The organism is Ruegeria sp. HKCCD6157, from assembly GCF_013110685.1.
In the GTDB taxonomy this organism is placed as follows: Bacteria; Pseudomonadota; Alphaproteobacteria; order Rhodobacterales; family Rhodobacteraceae; genus Ruegeria.
In genome coordinates this window covers 29556-53717 of the sequence record NZ_WVRB01000011.1, presented here as the reverse complement: position 1 = coordinate 53717, position 24162 = coordinate 29556, and the positions used below count along the sequence as shown (strand labels likewise).

Genomic DNA, 24162 nt, shown 5'->3' with positions numbered 1-24162 from the left:
AGGCCCGCGTTGATACGTGCTGGGGTGATGGCGCAGTTATCGCCCCGATCCTCTGAGGTTAGCTAGATTTCCTTCCGCGCCCGCAGCGCGGCCGTGATCGTCCCGTCGTCCAGATAATCCAGTTCTCCGCCAATCGGCACACCTTGCGCCAGTGAGGTCAGGCGCACCTGCCCCTCCAACTGATCGGCGATGTAATGGGCTGTGGTCTGGCCATCTACGGTGGCGTTCAGCGCCAGGATGACTTCGGAAATCCCTTCGGACACAATCCGGTCCTTGAGGCGGGGAATGCGCAACTCGTCGGGGCCGATCCCGTCCAGCGCCGACAGCGTGCCGCCCAGAACGTGATAGCGCCCTTTGAACACTCCGGCACGCTCCATCGCCCAGAGGTCGGCGACGTCTTCGACCACGCACAGCTCGCCGGTTGCGCGGGCCTCATCGTTGCAGATGTCACAGATGTCAGTGGTGCCCACGTTGCCGCAATTCAGGCACTCGCGGGCGGTCACGGCGACCTGCTGCATGGCATCAGACAGGGGCGTCAGCAGCAAGGCACGTTTGCGGATCAGTTGCAGAACCGCGCGGCGGGCCGAGCGCGGGCCCAGGCCCGGCAGTTTGGCCATCAGGTCGATCAGGTTGTCGATGTCGCTGTTCGAACTCATGGCCAATCCTGCTTTGCGCCGGAGGGAGCCTCCGGCGGGAGTATTTCAGAAAAGATGAAGCTCAGAACGGCAGCTTGATGTCTGCGGGCAAGCCCATGCTTTCGGTCAGCTTGGCCATTTCTTCCTGCGAACGTTCGGTTGCCTTGGTCTGCGCATCCTTGATGGCGGCCAGGATCAGGTCTTCGACCACTTCCTTGTCATCGCCGTTGAAGATGGACGGGTCGATATCCAGACCTTTGAGTTCACCCTTGGCTGTCGCCGTTGCCTTGACCAGGCCTGCACCGGATTCGCCGACAACCATCATGTTGTTCAGCTCTTCCTGCATTTCGGTCATCTTGGTTTGCAGGTCCTGCGCGGATTTCATCATCTTGGCCATGTCGCCCAGACCGCCAAGCCCGCCGAGTCCTTTCAGCATAGTATTCTCCTGTGTCTCCGTTTGCGCTCTAGATACGGGCAGCAGCCACATGGCACAAGGGTTCTCCCGCTGGTCGGAGGCTCTGTCGTTCCGGCCGGCATGTTGATCGGCGCAGGCGTCAGCAGGATCGTGCCGCCCATCTGCGACGCCATATTCGCCTGCAGGCCCGACACGCGCATATCGCCCTTGGCGTGCATATGGTCTGCAACCGAGAGTGATTGCATGGAGCGCAGAAAATCTGGGCGGGGTTCGAATGGCTACGCGGCATCGGGATCAGAATTGTCACGGGCCGCCTTCCGTTCGCCGGTGTCGCAACGAACGATCTAAGACATGCAGGCGGATGTGTTCGATCGAAACCTCGGTCAGCTTCGTTTGAAACAGGGGGTGACGGGCGGTGAGGTCAGTCTTCCTCGAACGGGTCCCACTCGTCTTCCACCTCGGGAAGCGCTTCGGTCTCGACCTTGGCGGCGCGTTGCTCCGGCGTTTCGATCCTGGTGATTTTCGCCTTTGGGAATTGCGCCAGTACCGCCTGCACCAAAGGATGTTGTTCGGCCTCGGATTTCAGAGCCAGCTCGGCCTCGTCCCGGATTTCTGCAATTGTGGGGGCTTCTCCGTCCGAGACGATCGAGACAGCCCACCGATTTCCTGTCCAGCGTTGCAAGGCAGAGCCCAAACGTGGCGCCAAATCGGCCGGTGCCTGGGCGGCGGGCGTAAATTCGATTCGTCCGGGTTGATAGGAGACGAGGCGCACACCGTTTTCCACCTCGACCAGCAACTTCACGTCGCGATTTGTCCGGATCAGTTCCACCACGTGGTCGAAGGTCGGGTACCGGGCAAGAGCCGTCTGGGTATCCTGCGCCAGGGCTGCAACCGGTGCGCCACCGGCACCGCGAGGAGGCGGCGCGTAGGCAGGTGGATGGGCCGCGCCAGCCGGCGCCGGGCCGGTGCCCGGTCGGGATATCGAAACGCCGCCATTGGGCCCGCCCGGCGGCGGTGGCGGGGCATCTTGCAACCGTTTGATCAGCTCTTCGGGGCTGGGCAAATCCGCCACATGGGTCAGGCGAATAACGGCCATTTCAGCAGCCATCATGGCGTTGGGGGCTGCCGAGACTTCCTCGAGCGCCTTCAGCAGCATTTGCCACATCCGGGTCAGAACCCGCATCGGCAGAGCCTCGGCCATGTGTTGGCCCCGGGTCCGTTCGTCCGGAGAAACCGTCGGATCCTGCGCCGCGTCAGGCGTGATCTTCACGACGGACACCCAATGCGTGATCTCGGCCAGATCGCGCAGCACCGCCAGCGGGTCTGCGCCTTCGGCGTATTGGCTGCTCAACTCGGTAAGTGCTCCGGCGGCATCACCGCGCAGGATCATGTCCATAAGGTCCAGAACCCGGCCACGGTCTGCCAGTCCAAGCATTGCACGGACCTGATCGGCGGTCGTCTCACCAGCCCCGTGCGAAATCGCCTGATCCAGCAACGAGGTCGCGTCCCGCGCCGATCCTTCCGCTGCTCGGGTGATCAGCGCCAGCGCGTCTTCGGCGATCTGGGCGTTTTCCGCTTCGGCGATCTTGCGCAGCAGGCCAATCATGTCTTCGGGTTCGATCCGGCGCAGGTCGAAACGCTGGCAGCGGGACAGCACGGTGACAGGCACTTTGCGGATTTCAGTGGTTGCGAAGATGAATTTCACATGCGCGGGCGGTTCTTCCAACGTCTTGAGCAGCGCGTTGAACGCGCTGGTCGAGAGCATATGAACCTCGTCGATGATATAAATCTTGTAACGCGCGCTGGCGGCGCGATAGCGGACACTGTCAATGATCTCGCGGATGTCGTTGACGCCCGTACGGCTGGCGGCGTCCATCTCCATCACGTCGACATGGCGGCCTTCCATGATGGCCACGCAATGCTCGCACTGGCCGCAGGGTTCGGTCGTTGGGCCGCCATTGCCGTCGGGGCCGATGCAGTTCATGCCCTTGGCGATGATCCGCGCCGTGGTCGTCTTGCCGGTGCCGCGAATGCCGGTCATGATGAAGGCCTGCGCGATCCGGTCGGCCGCGAACGCGTTTTTCAGGGTGCGCACCATGGCATCCTGACCCACCAGATCGGCAAAGGTTTCCGGGCGATATTTGCGGGCGAGAACCTGATAGGCGGGGCTGGAGCTGTCTGTCATGTCTTCTCGTTGGGATTCGGTGCTTGGGCACAGCGTAGTGGCCACCGGTGCTCGCGTCCACAGCGGGGCGCGATGATTTTTGATTTAGAAACGAGTCGCTTTCGCACTAAACTGCATCAGCGGATTTAATGGCTCATTTTTGTAAAGAGTTCTTTGGGGAGGACAGGATTCATGTCGCAGTTGGTGATCTACGCCCTTCAAGTCGGTGGCGGAACGCTGGCACTGACCTCGATGCCCGGACGCGGCGGAGATTACTCCAGCGATCTGGATATGATCGCAGCCTGGCAGCCGGGGCTTGTTGTTTCGATGACGACGGATGTCGAAATGCTTCAGGACGGGGCGCAGGAATTTGGCAGCGATATTCAAAGCCGCGCCAGCCGATGGGTTCACCTGCCGATCGAAGATTTCGGAGCGCCGACAAAAGCGATTGATGACGCGTGGCCGTCCGTCAGCGCCGCGGCCCGGCACGCGCTGTCCGGCGGAGGTCGCGTATTGGTACACTGCCGCGGGGGATGTGGCAGGTCAGGTATGGTTGTCCTTCGGCTTATGGTCGAATGCGGCGAACGCACGGACACGGCGCTGCAACGATTGCGGGCGGTGCGCCCTTGCGCCGTCGAAACGGATGCGCAACTGGCCTGGGCCTCTCGGCGTGCCCAGGCACAGGTCAGTCTGGATTCAGATTGAAATCTGCACGGGCGCGCAAGCAGGTTTTCGAGGCCGGATCGTGGAAACTTCGATCATCGCGCAGGGTGGGGTCTTCACGACGCCGGATGGCATCGCACTGAACGTGTTTCCGAAGATCAGGTCGGCATAGCCGTTCAGCGGCTCAATTGCGGTTTCGGGCTGCGTCCCGCAAAAAACACGAATGCTGTCTGATTGCGCGCGGAAAATTGCATGACATCCTTCGGTGCAATGTGACAGCTTACTGCTGCCCTCAATCTCGAAATCGTCACTTGTGGCCGAGGTCGCCTGGGCCATGGCTTCGGATATCGAGCGCGCCAGCCGCGCCAAAGCGGGGCAGGTTTTGCCCGTCCGCTGACATACTGTTGCACTGAATTCATGTGTTTTTGTCTTCCAGATCATCCTGCGCCCTCCGCGCTTGGTGGACAGGATATTTGGGACAGGTGGGACATCGTGATGCCGTCAGGACCTGCCCGGACACCCCGCCCGAGTTTCGGTTTCGTTTCCGATGGCAGGTCTCCTGACTTGCGGGTCATCGCTTTGCCGACCTTCCCAGCCTTCGGGGCCAGTGGTGTTTCGGCATCGCTTACCGCTTACAGTTGCGGGGGCAGTCGCGGATTTGGTTGTTGCCTGCATGACCAGACATCACCGCACCGTGTTCCCTTTTCATCCCGACCCCTTGTGGAGGCCGGAAACCATCACACAACCGCTAGCGTTTGAGCACGCATCGAGTCAAGCCGATCTTTTGACCGGACGCTTGGTCATGCTGGATACGGTGTCGGTTCATGCATAGTGTCGAGGGCGTTGAGGTTCGGAAACCGGATTTACCAAGCGCAAAGCCAGAGATCATGTTGGACACAGAGCAAACGGTATTGACCGAAGAGTTTCGCTTTCCGTCCGGGCAGAAAACACTGTCTGCCCGGTTGTACAGCCCGCTGACCTCGCCCGAAATCGTCGTCGTGCTGAACAGTGCAACGGGTGTGCCGCGCGATTATTACCGTCATTTCGCACGATGGCTTGCTGCCGAGCAGGGTATGGCCTGCCTGACCTATGACTATCGCGACTACGGGCATTCCTTGACCGGCCGCCTGAAAGACTCGCGTGCGACCATGGCGGATTGGGCCTTGATCGACATGCCCGCGGCAAGGACGGAAATGCGCAGACGGTTTCCCGATTCGCAGCATTGGACCATCGGCCATTCGATCGGCGCGATGTTGGGGCCTGTGCAGCCGGATGTCGATCTGATTGACCGGATGATCTGTGTGTGTTCGGGGCTGGTAACCGTAAGCGACCATCCATGGCCCTATCGTGGTTTGGCAGGATTGTTCTGGTATGGTCATGCCCCGCTTTTGGCCCGAGCCCTTGGCTACCTTCCCGGAAAGGCGATCGGGTTCGGCTCGGATCTGCCGGCATCGGTCTATTGGCAGTGGCGCAAATGGTGTACCGCGCCTTTGAATTATGTGCCTGAAATCGGGCATGAGTTACCTGCGGCGCAGTGGAAGGATTCTGGAACGCCCGTGGATTTGTTCACCTTCGAAGACGACCAGATGGTGCCGCCGGAAGCGGTTTGGCGGCTTGCGGATCTTTACGGCCCCGCTGCCAACCGCCACCTGCTGAGCCCCGCCGATTTCGGGTTGCCCGAGGTTGGTCATATCGGAGCATTTGCCCGGCGCAATGCAGCGGTTTGGCCGCGACTGATCGCTTGATCAGACGCGGCGCAGGACGGGCCGGGCACCGTCCAACAATCACCGGTTGCGAAGTTTCTTTTCCTTCATGACGCCACGGACCATCTTGCCGAACGCTTTGTCCCGCGCCCGGGACTGCGCGACGGTTTCAGAATTGCGCTGATCTTCGCGCCGAAGCTTGCGCCACCGGTCCAATCGAGCCGGATCAAGCATGCCGTGGCTTATTGCCTTTTGCACGGCACATCCGGGCTCGGAGCTGTGCTGGCAATCCGAAAAACGGCAGTCCCGGCTCAACTCGGCAAGGTCCGAGAAAACGTCGTCGATCCCGTCCTGAGCGTCCAGCAGGCGCAACGCGCGCATTCCAGGTGTATCGATCAACCAGCCGCCGTTGCGCATCCGGTGCAGTGCGCGTGCGGTCGTCGTGTGTCGGCCCCGCGCGTCATCCTCGCGAATGTCCGAGGTGGCAAGATCCTGATCGGTCATGGTATTGGCAAGTGTCGTCTTGCCAACGCCCGACGAACCAACCAGCGCTCCGGTCTGGCTTTTGGGGCACCAGGACAGAACCTTTTCAACCTCTGCCGGGTCTAGCGCGTTGATCGCCAGAACCGTCAGGAACGGGTCCAGTGATTGCACTTGTCCCCAGAAACTGTCAGGGTCCGCCGATTTGTCGGCCTTTGTCAGAACGACGACCGGGTAACACCCGGCCTGATGCGCAAGCGCCAGATATCGTTCCAGCCGGGGCAGGTTGAAATCGGCATTGCACGAGCTGACGATGAACAGCACATCGACATTGGCTGCGATCAGTTGCGTCGCGGCGCCTGTACCGGCGGCGCGTCGGTGCAGCAGGCTGCGCCGATCGAGCAAATGGCGCACGCGTTTGTCGTCATCGGTAAGAACCCAATCGCCAACAGCATAGCTGCCGGTCGTTTGATCGGGGGTCAGCAACGGGACTTCGCCGTCAGGGTTCAGTCCGATCAGGCGGTCCCGATGAACGGAAGTGATGCGAAAAGGCGTGCAGGAAGGATAAGCCGCGTGTTGCGCAGCAAAGTGAGAGGACCATCCCAGGTCCGAAAGTGCAAGAAACATTGGTTTGCCTGTCGTCAGAAATACACTCCCAACGGATGGCGATCGCTCATCCCCGGGTCATGTGTTCAGGCAGTCCGTTGAAACCGTGAGGTCAGAACCGTGCTGCCCGAAGGGTCTTTGCTACAATCATAAAGCCCTCCTGCGGCTAAGGTTCGTAAAGTGAGAGGTTGGACATCGACCCAAGCGGGGCTCGTTGTGGCTGCTTCCTTCCGGACCTGACCAGGTTGGCGAGGCGCTCGCCCGCGCCAACCTCTCGACTCTGGATATAGGGAAGGCTTCGGCAAAAGACAACCCGTCAGAGCGTCAGCCGAATGCGCGCAAAACCGTTTTCGTCAGGTTCAAGAATCTTGGGGGCGAACCTTTTCAATTCGTCGACATACTTCAAAGCACCGGGACCGGTCCGAAGAATGGTCGTCACCCCCGATTTCGGCATCAGAGAGAACGGATATGGTTGCCGGGCCAATGGGTCGGGTGGCAGGCGGTGCGTCATGTAGTCCCGCAAAATGTCCCGGATATCCAGCGGGGGCAGATCGATGGCCGGGGCCGATGACACATGCGGGAATTGTCCGCCCCCGCTTGCGCGATAATTATCGAGCGCAACGACAAATGCCTGATCGGGTTGTACGTCCTGGCCTGCGCAAGTCAGATGATGCACCCGCCTGTGGCCGGGATGGATCATTTGCCCCCCGACATCGTAACGCGCCGGTTGCGACGGGTCGATCTGATAGGACAGGCCAAAGATGACATCGAAATTGTATCCCGCCCGATCCCGGTCGAACAGCTCTGCCTCGGCATCGGGGAATTGTTGGTTGAATGCGCTGGCTGACATCTCCAACCACTCCAGCAGCTGCGCGCCCGTGATCTGAACCGCGCGCAACTCGTTGGGAAAGACATGCAGGTCCGCCACGTGACGCAGACAGATTTCACCGGGCGGCACGTCCGTATAGTGCCTTGGGCCAGAGCGTCCGCCGCATTTGGCCGGTGACGCGGCTGACAACAGCGGCAGCTCTGCAAGTGTGGTGCCGTGTAAAAAAGGGCGCAACGCGGCTGCCTGTGCGGCTGCCACAAGCGTCAATCCACGATCCGGCGCACAGAAACTGAAATAGCTGTGCAATGTGTCCGAGACGCGAGCAACGGGCGCGGCCATGTCCTGACGGGTCTGCTGATGTGCGGGTTCAACCAGATGCGCGATTTCCAAATCTTCGCCAATCGCGGTGCCGCCCACCGAAACCGGGCGCAATTCGGCGTGGCTGTCGACAACGCTCAGCCCCGACTGGGGCTGTAGGGTAACGGCCAGATCGATTACTCCAAGATATGCGCCTGCCGAGCCGGGCATGACAACCGGCGTTCCGTGCACCAGCCCTTTCACGTAATCCACATTCGGGGTTTGCGCGCCGGTGCGTGCAGGAAGGGTCAGGTGAGTGTGCCCGGCGACAACAGCGTCGATGCCCTCGATCGCGGCCAGGGGAATAACGGCATTTTCAGTGTCGGTCGCTGTGTCCGAGTGTCCAAGCCCGGAATGGGCGAGCGCCACGATCAGATCGCACCCCTTTTCGCGCAAGATACGCGTCAGGGACCGTGCCGCGACAACGATGTCGTCCGCCTCTACGGTTTCGTTCAGATTGTGTTCTTCCCAACGTGTTGTCTGCGGTGGCAGCACCGAAAACACGCCGACGCGAATGGGTACATCCTTGTTTCCCACCCTAACGATACGGTCAAGGATCGCAAAACGCTGCCATGATTGTTGTTCTCCGGACCGATGAAGATTGCCGCACAGAACCGGGCACGGGGCTTGTGCAAGGGTCTTGTCCAATGTCGGCAGCCCGAATCCGAAATCATGGTTGCCCAGACCAATCGCATCATAGTCCAGCGCCTTGAATGCCTGCATCATCGGGTGGGGATTGTCGTTCCGAACGGCCCATTCGCCCATCGGCGTTCCCTGGAGCGAATCCCCGTTGTCGAACATCAGCACCAGCGCGTCTGTGGCCTCGTGTCGGGCTTTGCGGATCAGGCTGGCGGTGCGTGTCAGCCCAAGCGTCGGGTCCGGTGTGTCCGCGTAATAGTCAAAACCGGTCAGATGCATGTGCAGGTCGGAGGTGGCAAGAATACGAATATGCCCACGGTCTTTTGTGGGTTGAACCTGCGTCAATGGGTTTTGCTTCACTTTTGTTGTTCTGCTTTTGAATGTGGTAATGGGCTAAAATCATCAAAACGCAGTCTAGATGATTTTTCCGAGGCCGCCATGCGGCTTTTCGGCGGCGCGTCTGTGCGTTTTGCGTCCTGAATTGCCATTGCAACAGGGCCTGAGACGTGGCAGCCCTGTGCGCAAGACCAGAAGGAATTCCAATGAAAAACGCAGAGCAGGTGACTTTCGGCGGCTCGGGCCTGAATCGGGCAGCGCATCTTCGTGGGGATTCAGAGAAGCTGTCCGAGATGGCGCGCGACCCTGCTGCGCGATGCATATTGCTGTGGCGAGGCAAGCTTTTGGTCGTGGGCGCGGCGCTGGATCAGCTTGCCCTGACGCAGATGACCCACCCGCTGGTCAGCGATGGCCCCGGCGGCGTGATCGAAGCACCGGTTTTTCTGGGCCTGAGCGCAGAGGGCGCACCCCTGTTTGCCGCGGATATCTCGGCTTGGGCGGCAGAGGGATTGGATCTGACCGGCCTGGGAGAGTTCGTGGACAGATCCGAACAGCAGCACCCGGATTTGCCTGAAGGGCATGTTTTTGCCGAGCTTCGCCGGATCATGGCGCGATTGTCGCCGCGTGATGCCGAACTGGCCGCATCGGCCAAGGCGGTTGTCGGTTGGCACGAAACACATCGTTTCTGCGCCCGCTGCGGCGCAGCCAGCGATATGTCGCAAGGGGGGTGGCAGCGCAGTTGCCCGTCATGCGGCGGGCAACATTTTCCGCGCACGGATCCGGTTGTGATCATGTTGATTACGCATGGGGACAGCGTGCTTATGGGGCGGTCTCCGGGTTGGCCCGAGGGCATGTTTTCCTTGCTGGCGGGATTTGTCGAACCCGGCGAAACGCTCGAAGCGGCGGTGCGCCGCGAGGTGATGGAAGAGGCAGGCGTACCTGTTGGTGCGGTGTCTTACCTGTCCAGTCAGCCCTGGCCGTTCCCGGCATCCCTGATGTTCGGATGCGCCGGCGAGGCCCTGTCGCGCGACATCGTAATCGATCCGGTCGAGATCGAAGAGGCGATGTGGGTCAGCAAATCCGAAATGATGCAGGCATTTGCCGGCGAACATCCCCGGTTGCTGCCGGCGCGCAAGGGGGCTATCGCTCATTTTCTGCTTCAGAACTGGCTTGCGGATACGCTGGACTGAGGAAAAACTGGTGAAGCCATAAACAGCAAAGGTCATTATGCAGTTTTCAGCGCGCGAAGATATCGAAGCCCCGATCAATTCGGTGTTCGACATGGTGTCGGATTTCGAAAGGTTCGAACGTATGGCGATGCGTCGTGGTATCGACGTGCGGCGTCTGGAGGCTGATGCAATGGTGGTTGCCGGCACTGAATGGAAAACCGAATTCAAGTTGCGTGGAAAGCCGCGCCAGATGTCGGTGGTGATGACGGATTACGACAAGCCGTCGCAAATGCGGTTCGAGGCGGCCAGCAAAGGGATGACCGGCCTGACGACAGTTGATTTTCTGGCCCTGTCTCCGCGCCGGACGCGCCTGAGCATCGAGATGTCCCTGGCCGCAAAGTCCTTGCCCGCGCGGTTGCTGTTGCAGTCCATCAAGCTTGGACAGTCAAAGTTCCGCAAGCAATTCCAGCTGCGGTTCAGCGAGTTTGCGCGTGAACTGGAGCAGCGTCACCTGCACGGGGCGTGAACGGCGTCTGCTGTACTGATCGGGGCAAGGATTGGAAAAGAAACCGCAGATGTCGCACATCATTTTTCTGCATGGCGCATCAAGCAGTGGTAAATCGACGATCGCGCAGGCTTTGCAACAGAAGATAGCGAAGCCGTTCTGGCATATCTCGATCGACCACTTGCGAGATTGTGGTGTTCTGCCGCTGGATCGCTATCGCCGTGGCGAGTTCGATTGGTCCGACGACCGATCGGCAGTCTTTGATGGGTTTCATCAGTCGCTGGCTGCCTACGCGGCCTCGGGCAACAATCTGATTTTGGAACATATTCTGGATACGCCGGGGTGGGACAAAGATTTGCGCGACCTTTTCCGCCCGTTTGATGTTCTGTTCGTGGCTGTCCATTGCCCGGTTCCCGAGTTGAACGCGCGCGAACGATTGCGCGGCGACCGTCCGGTGGGAAGCGCCCAACGGGACCAAACCATGATCCACGCAGGTAGAGTTTACGATATCGAGATTGATTCCATGGACGGCATTGAAGCCAACGTGCAGACAATTCTTCAGGCATGGCGCAGTGACCTGCGCCAATCGGAATTCAGCCAGTCTTTCACGTGACCTGTCAGCCGCGAGGATGGGCCGCAGGGTAGACGCCAAGAACCTCGACATTGGTCGTGAAGTGTTCCAGTTCGTCCATTGCCAGCTGCACGTTGCGGTCTTCGGGATGTCCAACGATATCCGCATAAAACTGCGTTGCAGTGAAGGACCCGTCGACCATATAGCTTTCCAGCTTGGTCATGTTGATCCCGTTGGTGGCAAAGCCACCCATGGCCTTGTACAGCGCGGCCGGGATGTTGCGGACCTGAAACACGAAGCTGGTGATCATTTCATACTCACCCCGACGTGACAGATCCGCCTCTCGTGACATGACAAGAAAACGGGTCGTGTTGTCGTCATTGTCCTCGATATGGCGGGCCAGCACGTTCAGGTCGTAGATTTCAGCCGCAAGCTCGCTGGCCAGAGCGGCGGAATGCAAATCCCCGATTTCGGCCACTTCGCGCGCGGCGCGGGCATTGTCGGGACTGACACGGCCGCGAATACCGTGTTCCTTCAGAAATCCTGAACATTGCGGCAGCAGCACCAGATGCGAATGCGCTTCTGTGATGTCTTCCAGTTTTGCGCCGGGTACACCAAGAAGGTTGATGTGAACACGCACGAACGCTTCATCGATGATGTGAAGCCCGCTATGGGGCAACAGCCGGTGAATATCGGCAACCCGGCCATAGGTCGTATTTTCGACCGGCAGCATCGCCAGATCGGCCGCGCCCGAGCGAACTGATTCGATCACATCCTCGAATGTGCGGCAGGGCAGGGCCTCCATTTCGGGTCGTGCGTTGCTGCAGGCCTCGTGACTGTAGGCGCCGGGTTCGCCCTGAAAAGCAATGCGATTGGTCATTTGGTCGATTCCATGCAACAAGTTCGCGATTTGGTCGTTTCGTCGCGGTGTCTATACCTTGCCTCTCGCAAGTGGAAGCCTTAGACACCTGCGCAGACAGCTGAAATGGACACGCGATCAATGTTCGACACGATGACAGTTACGAAGGCCGCCGCTGGCCTGTTCGGCACTTTCCTGGTGCTGCTTCTGGCCAAATGGGGGGCTGACATCCTCTATTCTTCCGGTGGCCATGGCTCGGCTGAGGCCGCCTACATTATCGAAACCGAAAGCTCGGGCGAAAGCGCCGACGGCGAAGAAGTGGTCTTTGAAGATCTGCTGGCCGCCGCTGACGTTGAGAAGGGCGCGAAAGTATTCCGCAAGTGCACCGCGTGCCACAAGCTGGAAGACGGGGCGAATGGAACCGGCCCTTACCTGTATGGCGTAGTTGATCGCCCGGTTGCCTCGGCAAAAGGTTTCACCGGTTACTCAGCCAGCATGCAGGCCCATGGCGGCAACTGGACGCCCGAAGCGCTGGATGCCTTCCTGGAACGCCCAAGCGCCTATATCTCGGGAACATCGATGAGTTTTGCTGGCTTGAAAAAACCTCAGGACCGCGCGGACTTGATTGCTTATCTGCAGACAATTGGCAACTGATTGCCTGAGAGACCATTGAAGTTCAGAGCCGCTGCCCCGCGCAGCGGCTTTTTTTGTCTGAAGGGAACTTCACAAAGCGCTCACGCATTCTAAACTTGAAACTGTCAGCGTTGGCACTTTAGCTAGCGTATGCGACATAAAAGATTACAATAACCCAGAGGATGAGCCCCATGATATCCCTAATGCCTGCTGCACGTGATCTTAAGGTCAGGCCATTGGCTGGCATATTCGGGCTTTGTGCTGTTCTGCTCTCACCGCAAGCCGCTATGGCATTGGATGAGGGGGTTACCCGCAGTCATGGATACTCGTATTTCGGCAATCTGGATTACCCTGCTGACTATCCGCATCTGAATTACGTGAATCCAGATGCGCCCAAAGGTGGTGAGTTGTCCTTGGCGGCTTCGGGGACGTTCGATTCCTTGAATCCCTATTCCCGCAAAGGGCGCGCAGGCGCCTTGACGACGCTGCAATATGACCGCCTGTTCGAAAGCTCTGATGACGGTGTCGGGCAGTATTACGGCGTGCTGGCGGAAAGTCTGGAATATGATGAAGGGCGCAACTACGTCATTTTCCATTTGCGACCCGAAGCAACCTTTTGGGATGGCACGCCGGTGACGGCCGAGGATGTTGTCTACAGCCATCGCCTGTTCATCGAGCAGGGCCTGCCTTCGTACGCCCAAGCCGTGGGCCGCATGGTGACGGGGGCCGAAGCGCTGGATGATCACACGGTCAAGTTCACGTTCAATCCGGAAGTCACCCGCCGAAGTTTGATCGAGACCGTTGGGTCGACTCCCGTCTTTTCGAAAGCATGGTTCGAGGCGGATGAATCCAGAAGACTGGATGAGCCGCGTCTGGAAGTGGCGGTCGGCTCGGGGCCCTACAAGCTCGACAGCTATGACATCAATCGCCGTATCGTTTACAAGCGACGCGACGACTATTGGGGCAAAGATCTGCCATTCAATGTAGGTCGCAACAATTTCGATACCATCCGGGTCGAGTATTTCGCCGATCAGACAGCGGCGTTCGAGGGGTTCAAGGCCGGTGAATACACGCTGCGGATTGAAAGTGATCCCAAGCTTTGGGCGACGGCGTATGATTTTCCGAAGCTGAACGAAGGTGTGATCGTACGGGATGAGATACCGGATGGCAGCCCGCCAACACCGTCCGGCTTCGTCTTCAACCTCGGAAAACCGCAGTTTTCCGACAAGAACGTACGCAAGGCCCTTGCCTTGGCCTTCAATTTCGAATGGGCAAATGAATCCCTGCTGTTTGGTCTGAATTCACCGCGCAATTCCTTTACACAAGGCACCCCGCTGGAAGCGCAAGGCCTGCCCGAGGGCGATGAACTGGCGTTTCTTCAAGCGCTGGGTGAGGTTGTGCCCGAGGACCTTCTTTCAGAACCTGCGGTGACGGTTCACCAGTCAAACCCCGCGCGCCTGAACGATCGCAGAAATCTGCGAAAAGCCGCGAAATTGCTGGACGAGGCCGGGTGGCCCGTCGGCGATGGCAACGTGCGGCGCAACGCGGAAGGACAGACGCTCAAGGTGGATTTCCCCTATCCTTCAAATCTGCCGACTTCGACGGCCACGATGATTGAAACCTATGTCCAGAACCTGCAAGCCATCGGCGTTGATGCGTCAGCGGAAAAGGTTGACCCGGCGCAATACACGCTGCGCAGCCGCGAGCGGGACTATGACATGGTCTATTCAACACGTTACGGGTCTTTTTTGTCGACCGGTGGCGGGTTGAGCCAGATGTACGGGTCGGAAGAGGCCGCATTCAGTCTTTTCAACCCGGCCGGATTGGCCAGCCCATTGGTTGACGCAATCATCGAAGCATCCTTTGATACCGACAATCAGGCGGATCAGGACACGGCGTTGAAGGCGTTGGATCGCGCTTTGCGGTACGAGTTCTTCGTGATCCCCGTAGGATACATCGCTGACCACTGGGTGGCATATTACGATATGTATGAATATCCGGAAAACCTGCCGCCTTATTCCCTGGGCTATCTGGATCTGTGGTGGATCAATCCGGAAAAAGAGGCCGCACTGAAAGCGAAAGGCGCGCTGCGATAACATGGGCGCCTATATTCTAAGACGTTTGTTGCTGATCATCCCGACCCTTCTGGGCATCATGATCGTCAACTTCACGCTGGTACAATTCGTGCCTGGCGGGCCGGTCGAGCAGATCATTGCCCAAATCGAAGGTCAGGGGGATGTTTTCGCCGGTTTTGCGGGTGCGGGCGATGCCGGCGCAGGGTCAGAGCCGGCGGGCGGCGTTTTCGATGACAAATATGTCGGTGCGCGGGGCCTGCCGCCCGAGTTCATTGCTGAACTTGAAAAGGAATTCGGCTTCGACAAACCGCCCCTGGAACGTTTTCTGATCATGATGGGCAACTATCTGACGCTGGATTTCGGCGAGAGCTATTTCCGTTCGATCAGCGTGATTGATCTGGTGCTCGAGAAAATGCCGGTCTCGATCTCGCTGGGCCTGTGGTCAACGCTGATTGCCTATCTGGTTTCGATCCCTCTAGGCATTCGCAAGGCGATCAGGGACGGTTCGCAGTTCGACACGTGGACCAGCGCTGCGATCATCGTGGCCTATGCGATTCCTGGCTTCCTGTTTGCCATTCTGCTGCTGGTGCTTTTCGCCGGTGGATCCTATTGGCAGATCTTCCCGTTGCGGGGGCTGACATCCGACAACTGGGACAGCCTGAGTCTCTTTGGCAAGATCGCAGATTATTTCTGGCATATCGCGTTGCCGACCATCGCGCTGACGATCTCGGCCTTCGCGACGCTGACGCTGCTGACCAAGAACTCGTTTCTCGATGAAATCAAAAAGCAATATGTCATGACCGCCCGCGCCAAAGGCTTGAGCGAACGCAAGGTGCTGTATGGCCATGTGTTCCGCAACGCGATGCTGATCGTCATAGCCGGATTTCCGGCCGTGTTCATCGGCGTGTTCTTCGGAGGTTCGATCATCATCGAAACGATCTTCTCGCTTGATGGTCTGGGACGTCTGGGTTTTGAAGCCGCCGTGGCGCGGGATTACCCGGTGATTTTCGGCACGTTGTTCATCTTTGGCCTGATGGGTCTGGTGGTCGGTATCATCAGCGATCTGATGTATGTGCTGGTCGACCCGCGCATCGATTTTGAAAAGCGGGAGGGGTAAATGGCATTGTCCCCCCTGAACCAGCGCCGCTGGAGCAATTTTCGCCAAAACAAGCGCGCTTTCTGGTCGTTGATCATCTTCGCCGTGTTGTTCGGCCTGTCGCTGTTTGCCGAGTTCATCGCCAATGACAAACCGATTCTGGTGAAATACCGGGGCGAGTTTTACATGCCGGTCTTCAACTTCTATGCGGAAACCGAATTTGGTGGCGATTTCCAGACTGAAGCCATTTATCGCGATCCCGAAGTTCAATGCCTGATCGATAGCGGTGGACTGGAAGAGTGTTTCGACGATCCCGAAGGTATCATTGAACAAATCGACGCCGGGACTTTCCAGGCGGAAGGGTTCGAGCGTGGCTGGGCGCTTTGGCCGTTGATCCCATACTCCTTCAACACATCGGTGGACCGACCGGGGGCCGCACCTTTGCCGCCCAACGGTCAGAACCTGCTGGGCACGGATGACACCAAACGCGATGTGCTGGCCCGCGTGATTTATGGGTTCCGTCTGTCGATCCTGTTCACTCTGCTTGTGACCGGCGCCGCCAGCCTGATCGGCATTTTTGCTGGTGCCATTCAAGGGTTCTTCGGCGGTTGGCTGGATTTGATCTTTCAGCGGATCATCGAGATCTGGTCAGCGACACCGTCGCTTTACGTCATCATCATCATGTTCGCGGTGCTGGGGCGAAGTTTCTGGCTGCTGGTCGCGTTGATGATCCTGTTCAGCTGGACCGGGCTGGTCGGCGTGGTGCGCGCAGAATTCCTGCGGGCGCGAAACCTTGAATATGTGCGCGCTGCACGGGCACTGGGTGTGGGTAACATGACCATTATGTTCCGCCACATGCTGCCCAACGCAATGGTGGCCACGCTGACCTTCATGCCCTTCATCGTTACGGGCACCATAGGCGGGCTGGCTTCGCTGGATTATCTGGGTTTTGGTCTTCCGTCTTCGGCCCCCTCGCTGGGGGAGCTCACCTTGCAGGCAAAACAGAACCTTCAGGCCCCATGGCTGGCTTTCACGGCCTTTTTCACCTTTGCCATCATGCTGTCCCTGCTGGTCTTCATCTTTGAAGGCGTGCGGGATGCGTTCGATCCCAGAAAGACCTTCTCATGAGCCTGCTGGATGTAAACAACCTGAAGGTCTCGTTCCGGCAGGACGGTCAGATCAGTGCTGCGGTTCGGGGTGTGTCGTTCCATGTCGATCGCGGGGAAACCGTGGCGCTGGTGGGCGAATCCGGATCCGGCAAATCTGTCACCGCGCTCAGCACCGTATCTTTGCTGGGCGACAGCGCGATCGTCGAAGGGTCCGTCACCTATGACGGGCAGGAGATGATCGGCGCCTCGGAGCAACGCCTGATGGATGTGCGCGGCAATGACATCAGCTTTATTTTCCAGGAGCCGATGACATCGCTGAACCCGCTGCACACGATCCAGAAGCAGATGGCGGAGTCGCTGACCCTGCATCAGGGGGTCACGGGTGATGTCGCGCGCGAACGGATTCTTGAACTGTTGAACAAGGTCGGTATCCGCGACCCCGAAGACCGGCTGGACAGTTATCCGCACCAGTTGTCGGGCGGACAGCGGCAGCGCGTGATGATCGCTATGGCGCTGGCGAACAAGCCGGACATCTTGATCGCCGATGAACCGACGACGGCGTTGGATGTAACCATTCAGGCACAGATCCTCGAGTTGCTGGCCAGTTTGCAGAAATCCGAAAACATGGGGATGCTGTTCATCACCCATGATCTGGGCATCGTGCGGCGCATCGCCGACCGGGTCTGTGTGATGAAGGATGGTGAGATCGTCGAGACCGGTGCGACCGCCGAGATCTTCGACAACCCGCAGCACCCCTATACCCGCAAGCTCTTGGCCGCGGAACCTTCGGGTCAGCCAGACGCCGTTGCGACAGATGCCGAGGAAGTCGCGCGCACCGATCACCTGAAAGTCTGGTTCCCGATCCAGCGCGGGTTTCTGAAACGCACGGTCGGCTATGTGAAGGCGGTGAATGACGCCACGCTGAGCGTGCGCGCGGGTGAGACCTTGGGAATCGTGGGCGAAAGCGGGTCGGGCAAGACCACGCTGGCGCTGGCGATCATGCGTCTGATCGCGTCCGAAGGCGGCATCACCTTCCGCGATCAGGATGTTCGAAAATGGTCCACGCGAGAGCTGCGCCGGCTGCGCAAGGATATGCAGATCGTGTTTCAGGACCCGTTCGGCAGCCTCAGCCCACGCATGACCTGTCAGCAGATCATCGCGGAAGGTCTGGCCATTCACAACATTGATCCTCATCGCGCGCCGCGTGAACTGGTCGCTGAAGTGATGACCGAGGTGGGTTTGGATCCTGCGGCGATGGACCGGTATCCGCACGAGTTTTCGGGCGGTCAGCGTCAGCGCATCGCGATTGCGCGCGCGATGGTCTTGCGCCCCAAGCTGCTGGTTCTGGACGAACCGACCAGCGCGCTGGACATGACGGTTCAGGTTCAGATCGTCGATCTGCTGCGCGATCTGCAAAAGAAATACGGGCTGGCTTATCTGTTCATCAGCCATGACCTGAAAGTTGTGCGGGCGATGTCGCACAAGGTGATCGTCATGCGAAACGGAGATGTGGTCGAAATGGGCACGGCCGAGGATTTGTTCGAAAACGCCCAGACCGACTATACCCGCGAATTGATTGCTGCGGCGGGCTGAGATCAGCCCGCCACCGTCAGGCTATCAGGCGCTGGCTTTTTCTTTGTCTGCCGTTTTCGGCACCGGGCCGCGCAGTTCTTCATAGTGATCAAAGCTCAGCTTGACCCACCCGGTTCCGCGCGTGGCACTGGCAAGAGTGCGATGCAGTTCATCCTCGGCCACGGCGGGAATCAGGGCGTTGAAAATCTCCCAGCCTGATACGTTTGGGTTGCCCTCAAATCCCAGAACCTGCCCTTGCAGAGAGCTGATCGTCGGCACGAGGTCGCCGACAAAATCAGAAGGCAGGTGGATTTCAGCGTTCAGGATCGGCTGCAAAACAACGGGCTTGGCCTGTGGCAGCGCTTCGCGCACGGCGTTCTTGCCCGCGGTGCGGAAGGCATAATCCGAACTGTCCACGTTGTGATGTTTGCCGTCATGCAGCGTGACCTTCACATCCACCACCGGAAAGCCCTCGGGGCCTTGCTCCAGCGCGTCTCTGGCGCCCTGTTCCACGGATGGGATGTAATTCTTGGGCACCGCGCCGCCCTTGACCACCTCTTCGAACTGGAACCCTGATCCGCGCGGCAGCGGCGCGACCGAGATCACGACATCCGCGAACTGCCCAGCCCCGCCGGATTGTTTGCGGTGTCTGTGGCGATGTTCGACAGGTGTTCGGATGGTTTCGCGATAGGCGGTTTCGACCGGGTCGGCTTCAATCTCGATCCCGAAATCCTCGGCCAGCTTGGCGGTCATGCGTCGCATGTGCTGCGGACCTTGAGACCCAAGAACGGCGTGGCCGGTAAGCTCATCCTGTTGCAGGTGAAGGCCGGGGTCGATCTCGGCCAGGCGGCTCAGGGCGTTTGACAGGCGCACATCGTCCCGCTCATGCGCGGGCGAGACGATCTGACGATGCGCCACCGGATGCGAGGCTGCCCATTCCGGCAGTTCCGTCGCCGAATTGCTGTCGTAGATATAGCCGGGGTTGAGGTGATCGGATTTCACCGCCAGACCAATCTGCCCGGCCTCCAGCGTGGCGATCTGGGTTTTGGCGTCCAGCGTTGTCAGATTGCCGACGGTCTCACCCCCCAAGGCTTCATGGGCTTGCACGCCGTCGCCCAGGCCGCGCAGAACGACGATTTTTCCGATGTGCTTTTTGACATCCGCAAAACCGGCAATTGCGCGGGCGCTGTCTGCGGCTTCGTCGCGCCCGGCGGCGATGTCAAATTCGGGGGCTTCGTGCCGCAGCGCCTTCATCAGACGCGTCAGCCCGTTGCCGTGACTTGCGGCACCCAGGCAGGCGGGAATCAACTGATGGTTCTTCAGGACCTGTGCTGCCAGATCATAGACCTCGTCACTTGGCGGCTGTTTGTCTTCGATCAGCTGTTCCAGCAGGTTGTCATCGAAATCGGACAGGGTTTCGAGCAGCTCGGTTCGCGCTTCCTGCTCGCGGTCTTCTACGGATTGAGGCAGTTCGATCAGGGCCGAGGGCTGGCCCTCCTGATATTTCCAGGCCCGTTCCGAGATCAGATCAACCGCCCCGATGATCGTATCCCCTTCGCGGATCGGCACCTGACGCAGGGCAATGTGGTGGGTGCAGTATGTTTGCAGAGCGGCGATGATATCGCGGACGCGGCCATTGGGGTTGTCCATCCGGTTGATGAACAGAAAACAGGGGATGCCGGCCTCTTCAACCAACCGCAGGTAGGGCGCGCACAGAACGGCGGCATTCGGGTCGGGGGGCACCACGACCACGGCGGCGTCCGAAATCGCCATTGCAGGGCCGACATAGGCCAGTGCATCGCCGCCCCCATCGACGTCGATCGCGCACCAGGGCTCGTCCAGGTAAGAAAAACCGTGCAAATGCACGGTTCCGGAAACATCGAATGTGGTGGGACGCCCGTCGAGGCGGCTGATGGCCTCGACAAGCGTAGATTTGCCCGATTGGCTGGGCCCGAGGACGGTGAAAACGCGCATGAGTGTTGTCCCTCTTTCAGGTTGCAGATTGGCTACACGAAAGGGACCGACCGACGCGTTGGCGCCGACAAGGATTGTCTGTATTTTGCCCGCCTCAGACCGCAGAGCGAGATGCCGCCCCACAGCATGAGTGTGGGAAAAACCGCAGGCGTGCGTCAAGCCCCTGATGTGTTTTGCGCGTCACGGGCCGAAAGTTGCCCGCCGAAAAAGGGTCAGATGGCCGAGCTGTGCCCGGCTTTGCTTAGGTCATAGGCGTCAAAGCTGCGGGCGATCATCCGGGTCAGCGCCCGCGCTTCGGGCGGTATGAAAAGCCCGGCTTCGGTGATTTGCAGCATCCCGTCGAAAGATGCGTTGGCTGCGCGGTACATCTCGTCCAGGTCAGAGGCCGAAATATCGTGATCCCGCAGGATTTCCGCCGAGTCGATCTTGAAATCGCACATCAATGCCTCGATCAGGCGGGCACGCAGAATGTCCTGACCTTTGAAAAGGTGCCCTCGGGATGTCGAAAACTGCCCATCGCGAATGGCTTTGGTATGGGCAGAGGTGGCCGGAGCGTTCTGCGCGTAACCTTGCGGGAAACGAGAGATCGAGCTGGCCCCGACACCAATCAGAACATCGGCCTGATCGTCGGTGTAACCCTGGAAGTTCCGCTTGAGGCGACCCGCGCGCAAAGCGTGGGTCAGACCGTCATCCTGAGTGGCGAAATGGTCGATGCCGATCTCGGCATAATTGTCCCAAAGGAACAAACGTCGGGCCGTGTCGAACAGTTCAAGGCGCTGTTCCGGTGTGGGCAGGGCGTCCGACGGAATCAGCTGCTGCCGCTTGGCCATCCAAGGCACGTGGGCATAACCGTAGAGTGCCACGCGATCCGGGTTGAGCGACAGGAGTTTCTGCACGCTTTCCGTCATGCGCGCCTTGGTCTGATGTGGCAGACCGTAAAGGATATCCGCATTCAGGCTGGTGATGCCACGTTCACGGATCATGTCAATAGCGTCGCGCGTGGTGTCATAGCTTTGAATACGGCCTATGGTTTTTTGGATTTCGTCATCGAAATCCTGCACCCCGATCGAGGCGCGGTTCATGCCCGCGTCTGCCAGCGCATCCAAACGCGCCTCGTCAATCTCGTTCGGATCGATCTCGACCGAGAATTCGGCATTCGGCCCCATGGGCACGATACCCAGGATGTGTTGCGCCAATTCGCGCATCAATTGGGCGTTCAGCAATGTTGGTGTGCCGCCGCCCCAGTGCAGGCGCGACAGAACCACACCCTCAGGCAGACGTGCGGCCAGAAGGTCCAGTTCGGCCTTCAGAACATCGACATAGGCGATTACCGGATTGTCGGTTTGTGTCCCTTGTGTCCTGCAGGCGCAGAACCAGCATAGCCTGCGGCAGAATGGGACATGAATGTACAGCGAAATTGCACTGCCGGGTTTGATCCCGGAAATCCAGTCGCCGAACATGTCTGATCCCACGTCGTTGCTGAAGTGGGGGGCGGTGGGGTAGCTTGTGTAACGCGGTACTTTCGCGTCAAAAAGTCCAAGCTTTGCCAATTGTGGTTTCACTATCATGGCGATACCTTTATGCGACAGGCGACACAGGTGCTTTGATGGAGATCAAGTGGGAACGCGCATGACAGTAAAAGCACAATTTGACCATTCAAATTGCGGAGATTGCCCGATTCGTCATCGCGCCGTCTGCGCCCGTTGTGATGCCGATGAGCTGGAAGAGCTTGAAAGCATTAAATATTACCGCAGTTTTGAGGCGGGTCAGACGATCATCTGGTCTGGGGATCAGATGAGTTTTGTCGGCTCGGTTGTGGCTGGTATCGCGTCGTTGACTCAGACAATGGAAGATGGCCGCACCCAAATGGTTGGTCTGCTGCTGCCAAGCGACTTCGTTGGCCGCCCGGGTCGCGATACTGCGCCCTATGATGTTCAGGCCACGACGGATGTCGTGATGTGCTGTTTCCGCAAGAAACCGTTCGAAGAGTTGATGGACCACACCCCGCATATCGCCCATCGTCTTTTGCAGATGACTTTGGACGAGCTTGATGCCGCCCGCGAGTGGATGCTGGTTCTGGGGCGCAAAACGGCGCGTGAGAAGATTGCCAGCCTGCTGTCGATCATTGCGCGCCGGGACGCTTCGGTCAGCCAAAAGGGTCTGACTGGATCTATCGTGTTCGACCTGCCCCTGACCCGAGAAGCAATGGCGGATTACCTGGGTTTGACATTGGAAACGGTCAGTCGCCAGATATCAGCTTTGAAAAAAGACGGGGTGATCACACTTGAAGGAAAGCGACACGTGACCATCCCCGATCTGGGCCGCCTGATGGAAGAGGCAGGTGACGATTCGGATGGCGGCTTTCCGGTCTGACGTAATCGGCTTTTGACCACGAACAGCCGCCGCAGTCTTTTTCGCGAGATATCTAATTCAGGAGCTCGGCATGGAATTTACCAGTTTGTTGGCAATGCTTTTGGTCGGCGCAATCGCCGGTTGGCTTTCCGGAAAGATCATGGAGGGCAGGGGTTTTGGTCTTTTCGGAAACATAGTTGTCGGAATCGTAGGTGCGTTTCTGGCGGGGTTGATTTTTCCGGCGCTTGGATTCGCCGTTGGCGGCGGCCTGCTGTCATCTATCCTCTTCGCAACAGCAGGTGCTGTGATCCTGTTGTTCCTGATAGGCCTGATCCGCAGAGGATGACAAAAGAGAGGATGACAAAAGCCGCCACGTCGGGCGGCTTTTGAAGGGCGGATCAATGGGCCAGGAATACCGGTACGGTAGACTGCTCCAGCATGTTGCGGGTTGCGCCGCCCAGAATGGCCTCGCGAAAACGGGAATGACCGTAAGCGCCCATGACGATCAGATCCGATTCTGTATCGGATGCGTGACGGTTGAGAATATCCGACACGCGCGTCATGCTTTTGCTCAGCACATCAATCTCACATTTGACCCCGTGTCGGGCCAGCATCTGTGACAGCATTCCGCCCGGATCAGACCGGTCCGGCCCATGGCGGGGCGGATCGATGACCACGATTCGGACCAGCTCGGCCTGTTTCAGGAAGGGCAGGGCGTGACGAATGGCGCACATGGCCTCTACGCTTTCGTTCCAACCTATCATGATATTGCGCGGCACCGACAGCGGCTCGACGTCGTCCGGTACGACCAGAACCGGGCAATGCCCTTCGAACATGGCGGCTTCGATGATCGGCTCGGCCTCGGCACCGCGGTCTTTGCCATAAGGGTGCGGCAGGACCACCAGATCGGAAAACCGTGCCCTATGCGCAACATGGCGTCCGATATCGGCGATCTGCGCGACGCCGTGCTCGGCGGACCAACGAACGCCGGACTTGCCAAGGTAGTCATTGGCAAAGTTCAACAGCTCCTGGGCCTCGGCATTGGCCCGGCTCAGTGTTTCCTGAACGATAAGCGCGTTGGCACCCGCATAGTAATAACCTGTCTGACTGCGATCGACGCCAAGGCACAGGGCTTCGGCATGTGCATCCTGCGATTCTGCCAGGGCCACCATCTGCGCCAGAGCGGCGGGTGCCGTCTGCGTTTCGGTCATGACAGTGAGTAGTGATTTGTAAGTCATTGCGACCTCATGATTCGGGCATTTGGTCTCATGTGACCAGTCGGCCTATTTCCTCTACAATGCGTGTCACAGAAAACGCAGAACTGTCTTGATACAGATCAAAGCAGTAACAGCTGCCGTGCTTCAGAACGGCAGCCAGTCAAATGGGTTTCGCGCGTACAAGAATCAAAAACGCGCGGGGC

22 protein-coding genes, 1 other RNA gene and 1 riboswitch are annotated in these 24162 nt (G+C 58.9%); of the genes, 12 read left to right on the top strand and 11 right to left on the bottom strand.

What is annotated here, in order from left to right:
• Nucleotides 1–62: 62 nt before the first annotated feature.
• The 3 genes from recR to GS612_RS19825 all read right to left on the bottom strand — a co-directional run bounded on the left by recR (nt 63) and on the right by GS612_RS19825 (nt 3235).
• Nucleotides 63–656 (bottom strand): recombination mediator RecR, encoded by a 594-nt coding sequence (gene recR, locus GS612_RS19835; protein WP_171642639.1) that lies wholly within the window; start codon nt 654–656, stop codon nt 63–65.
• 61 nt (nt 657–717) lie between these two features.
• Complete coding sequence (locus GS612_RS19830; protein WP_152459206.1) at nt 718–1071, bottom strand: YbaB/EbfC family nucleoid-associated protein; 354 nt, start codon at nt 1069–1071, stop codon at nt 718–720.
• Nucleotides 1072–1471: 400 nt separating this feature from the next.
• Nucleotides 1472–3235 (bottom strand): DNA polymerase III subunit gamma/tau, encoded by a 1764-nt coding sequence (locus GS612_RS19825; protein WP_171642637.1) that lies wholly within the window; start codon nt 3233–3235, stop codon nt 1472–1474.
• 171 nt (nt 3236–3406) lie between these two features.
• On the opposite strand from GS612_RS19825, the gene GS612_RS19820 reads away from it, so the two are divergent.
• Nucleotides 3407–3919, top strand: a complete 513-nt coding sequence (locus GS612_RS19820; protein WP_171207025.1) for a dual specificity protein phosphatase family protein — start codon at nt 3407–3409, stop codon at nt 3917–3919.
• On the opposite strand, the gene GS612_RS19815 is transcribed toward GS612_RS19820, so the two are convergent.
• Nucleotides 3911–4318 carry a hypothetical protein gene (locus GS612_RS19815; protein ID WP_171642635.1) on the bottom strand — a complete coding sequence of 136 codons (408 nt, stop codon included), beginning with the start codon at nt 4316–4318 and terminating at the stop codon, nt 3911–3913. The genes GS612_RS19820 and GS612_RS19815 overlap by 9 nt on opposite strands.
• Before the next feature lie 90 nt (nt 4319–4408).
• Nucleotides 4409–4631, bottom strand: a riboswitch (cobalamin riboswitch).
• Between the two features lie 70 nt (nt 4632–4701).
• On the opposite strand from GS612_RS19815, the gene GS612_RS19810 reads away from it, so the two are divergent.
• The gene (locus GS612_RS19810; RefSeq protein WP_371809366.1) at nt 4702–5622 is read left to right on the top strand and encodes a hypothetical protein; all 921 of its coding nucleotides are present in this window, start codon (nt 4702–4704) and stop codon (nt 5620–5622) included.
• Nucleotides 5623–5661: 39 nt separating this feature from the next.
• Here GS612_RS19810 and rsgA read toward each other — a convergent pair whose 3' ends face one another.
• The 3 genes from rsgA to GS612_RS19795 form a co-directional block, all read right to left on the bottom strand.
• Nucleotides 5662–6687: a ribosome small subunit-dependent GTPase A gene (gene rsgA / locus GS612_RS19805; RefSeq protein ID WP_171642631.1), complete on the bottom strand. Its 1026-nt coding sequence runs from the start codon at nt 6685–6687 to the stop codon at nt 5662–5664.
• Nucleotides 6688–6844: 157 nt separating this feature from the next.
• Nucleotides 6845–6943, bottom strand: an RNA gene (gene ffs, locus GS612_RS19800) — signal recognition particle sRNA small type.
• A gap of 39 nt (nt 6944–6982) precedes the next feature.
• Nucleotides 6983–8851: a bifunctional 2',3'-cyclic-nucleotide 2'-phosphodiesterase/3'-nucleotidase gene (locus GS612_RS19795; RefSeq protein WP_371809365.1), complete on the bottom strand. Its 1869-nt coding sequence runs from the start codon at nt 8849–8851 to the stop codon at nt 6983–6985.
• A gap of 182 nt (nt 8852–9033) precedes the next feature.
• On the opposite strand from GS612_RS19795, the gene nudC reads away from it, so the two are divergent.
• From nudC to GS612_RS19780, 3 genes are read left to right on the top strand one after another with little or no spacing between them, the layout of a single operon-like run.
• Entirely contained in the window at nt 9034–10017 is a 984-nt protein-coding gene (gene nudC / locus GS612_RS19790; RefSeq protein WP_171642627.1) for an NAD(+) diphosphatase, read from the top strand.
• Between the two features lie 37 nt (nt 10018–10054).
• Complete coding sequence (locus tag GS612_RS19785; protein ID WP_171642625.1) at nt 10055–10522, top strand: SRPBCC family protein; 468 nt, start codon at nt 10055–10057, stop codon at nt 10520–10522.
• A gap of 49 nt (nt 10523–10571) precedes the next feature.
• A complete protein-coding gene (locus GS612_RS19780; protein ID WP_171172569.1) occupies nt 10572–11114 on the top strand; it encodes a chloramphenicol phosphotransferase CPT family protein in 543 nt (180 codons plus the stop codon).
• Between the two features lie 4 nt (nt 11115–11118).
• On the opposite strand, the gene GS612_RS19775 is transcribed toward GS612_RS19780, so the two are convergent.
• The gene (locus tag GS612_RS19775; protein WP_171642623.1) at nt 11119–11952 is read right to left on the bottom strand and encodes a prephenate dehydratase; all 834 of its coding nucleotides are present in this window, start codon (nt 11950–11952) and stop codon (nt 11119–11121) included.
• A 120-nt stretch (nt 11953–12072) separates the two neighbouring features.
• Between GS612_RS19775 and GS612_RS19770 the strand changes: the two genes are divergently transcribed.
• From GS612_RS19770 to GS612_RS19750, 5 genes are all read left to right on the top strand, one after another.
• Nucleotides 12073–12585: a cytochrome c family protein gene (locus GS612_RS19770; RefSeq protein ID WP_152459925.1), complete on the top strand. Its 513-nt coding sequence runs from the start codon at nt 12073–12075 to the stop codon at nt 12583–12585.
• Between the two features lie 170 nt (nt 12586–12755).
• Entirely contained in the window at nt 12756–14660 is a 1905-nt protein-coding gene (locus tag GS612_RS19765) for an extracellular solute-binding protein (RefSeq protein ID WP_171642621.1), read from the top strand.
• Nucleotide 14661: 1 nt separating this feature from the next.
• Nucleotides 14662–15756, top strand: coding sequence for a microcin C ABC transporter permease YejB (locus GS612_RS19760; RefSeq protein ID WP_152459198.1), 1095 nt, complete (start codon nt 14662–14664; stop codon nt 15754–15756).
• A complete protein-coding gene (locus tag GS612_RS19755; protein ID WP_171642619.1) occupies nt 15757–16863 on the top strand; it encodes an ABC transporter permease in 1107 nt (368 codons plus the stop codon). It abuts the gene before it with no gap.
• Nucleotides 16860–18437, top strand: a complete 1578-nt coding sequence (locus GS612_RS19750) for an ABC transporter ATP-binding protein (RefSeq protein WP_171642617.1) — start codon at nt 16860–16862, stop codon at nt 18435–18437. Before GS612_RS19755 ends, GS612_RS19750 begins: the two co-directional genes overlap by 4 nt.
• Before the next feature lie 24 nt (nt 18438–18461).
• On the opposite strand, the gene GS612_RS19745 is transcribed toward GS612_RS19750, so the two are convergent.
• On the bottom strand, nt 18462–20390 hold the full coding sequence (locus GS612_RS19745; RefSeq protein WP_171642615.1) for an elongation factor G: 1929 nt from the start codon (nt 20388–20390) through the stop codon (nt 18462–18464).
• 212 nt (nt 20391–20602) lie between these two features.
• Nucleotides 20603–21958 (bottom strand): oxygen-independent coproporphyrinogen III oxidase, encoded by a 1356-nt coding sequence (hemN, locus tag GS612_RS19740; RefSeq protein ID WP_171233864.1) that lies wholly within the window; start codon nt 21956–21958, stop codon nt 20603–20605.
• 61 nt (nt 21959–22019) lie between these two features.
• Between hemN and fnrL the strand changes: the two genes are divergently transcribed.
• Both fnrL and GS612_RS19730 read left to right on the top strand, forming a co-directional pair.
• The gene (gene fnrL, locus GS612_RS19735; RefSeq protein WP_152459193.1) at nt 22020–22763 is read left to right on the top strand and encodes a transcriptional regulator FnrL; all 744 of its coding nucleotides are present in this window, start codon (nt 22020–22022) and stop codon (nt 22761–22763) included.
• A gap of 70 nt (nt 22764–22833) precedes the next feature.
• Entirely contained in the window at nt 22834–23088 is a 255-nt protein-coding gene (locus GS612_RS19730; RefSeq protein WP_152459192.1) for a GlsB/YeaQ/YmgE family stress response membrane protein, read from the top strand.
• Nucleotides 23089–23140: 52 nt separating this feature from the next.
• Here the strand turns inward: GS612_RS19730 and GS612_RS19725 are convergent, their stop codons facing one another.
• Nucleotides 23141–23980, bottom strand: coding sequence for a universal stress protein (locus GS612_RS19725; protein WP_171233862.1), 840 nt, complete (start codon nt 23978–23980; stop codon nt 23141–23143).
• Nucleotides 23981–24162: the final 182 nt, after the last annotated feature.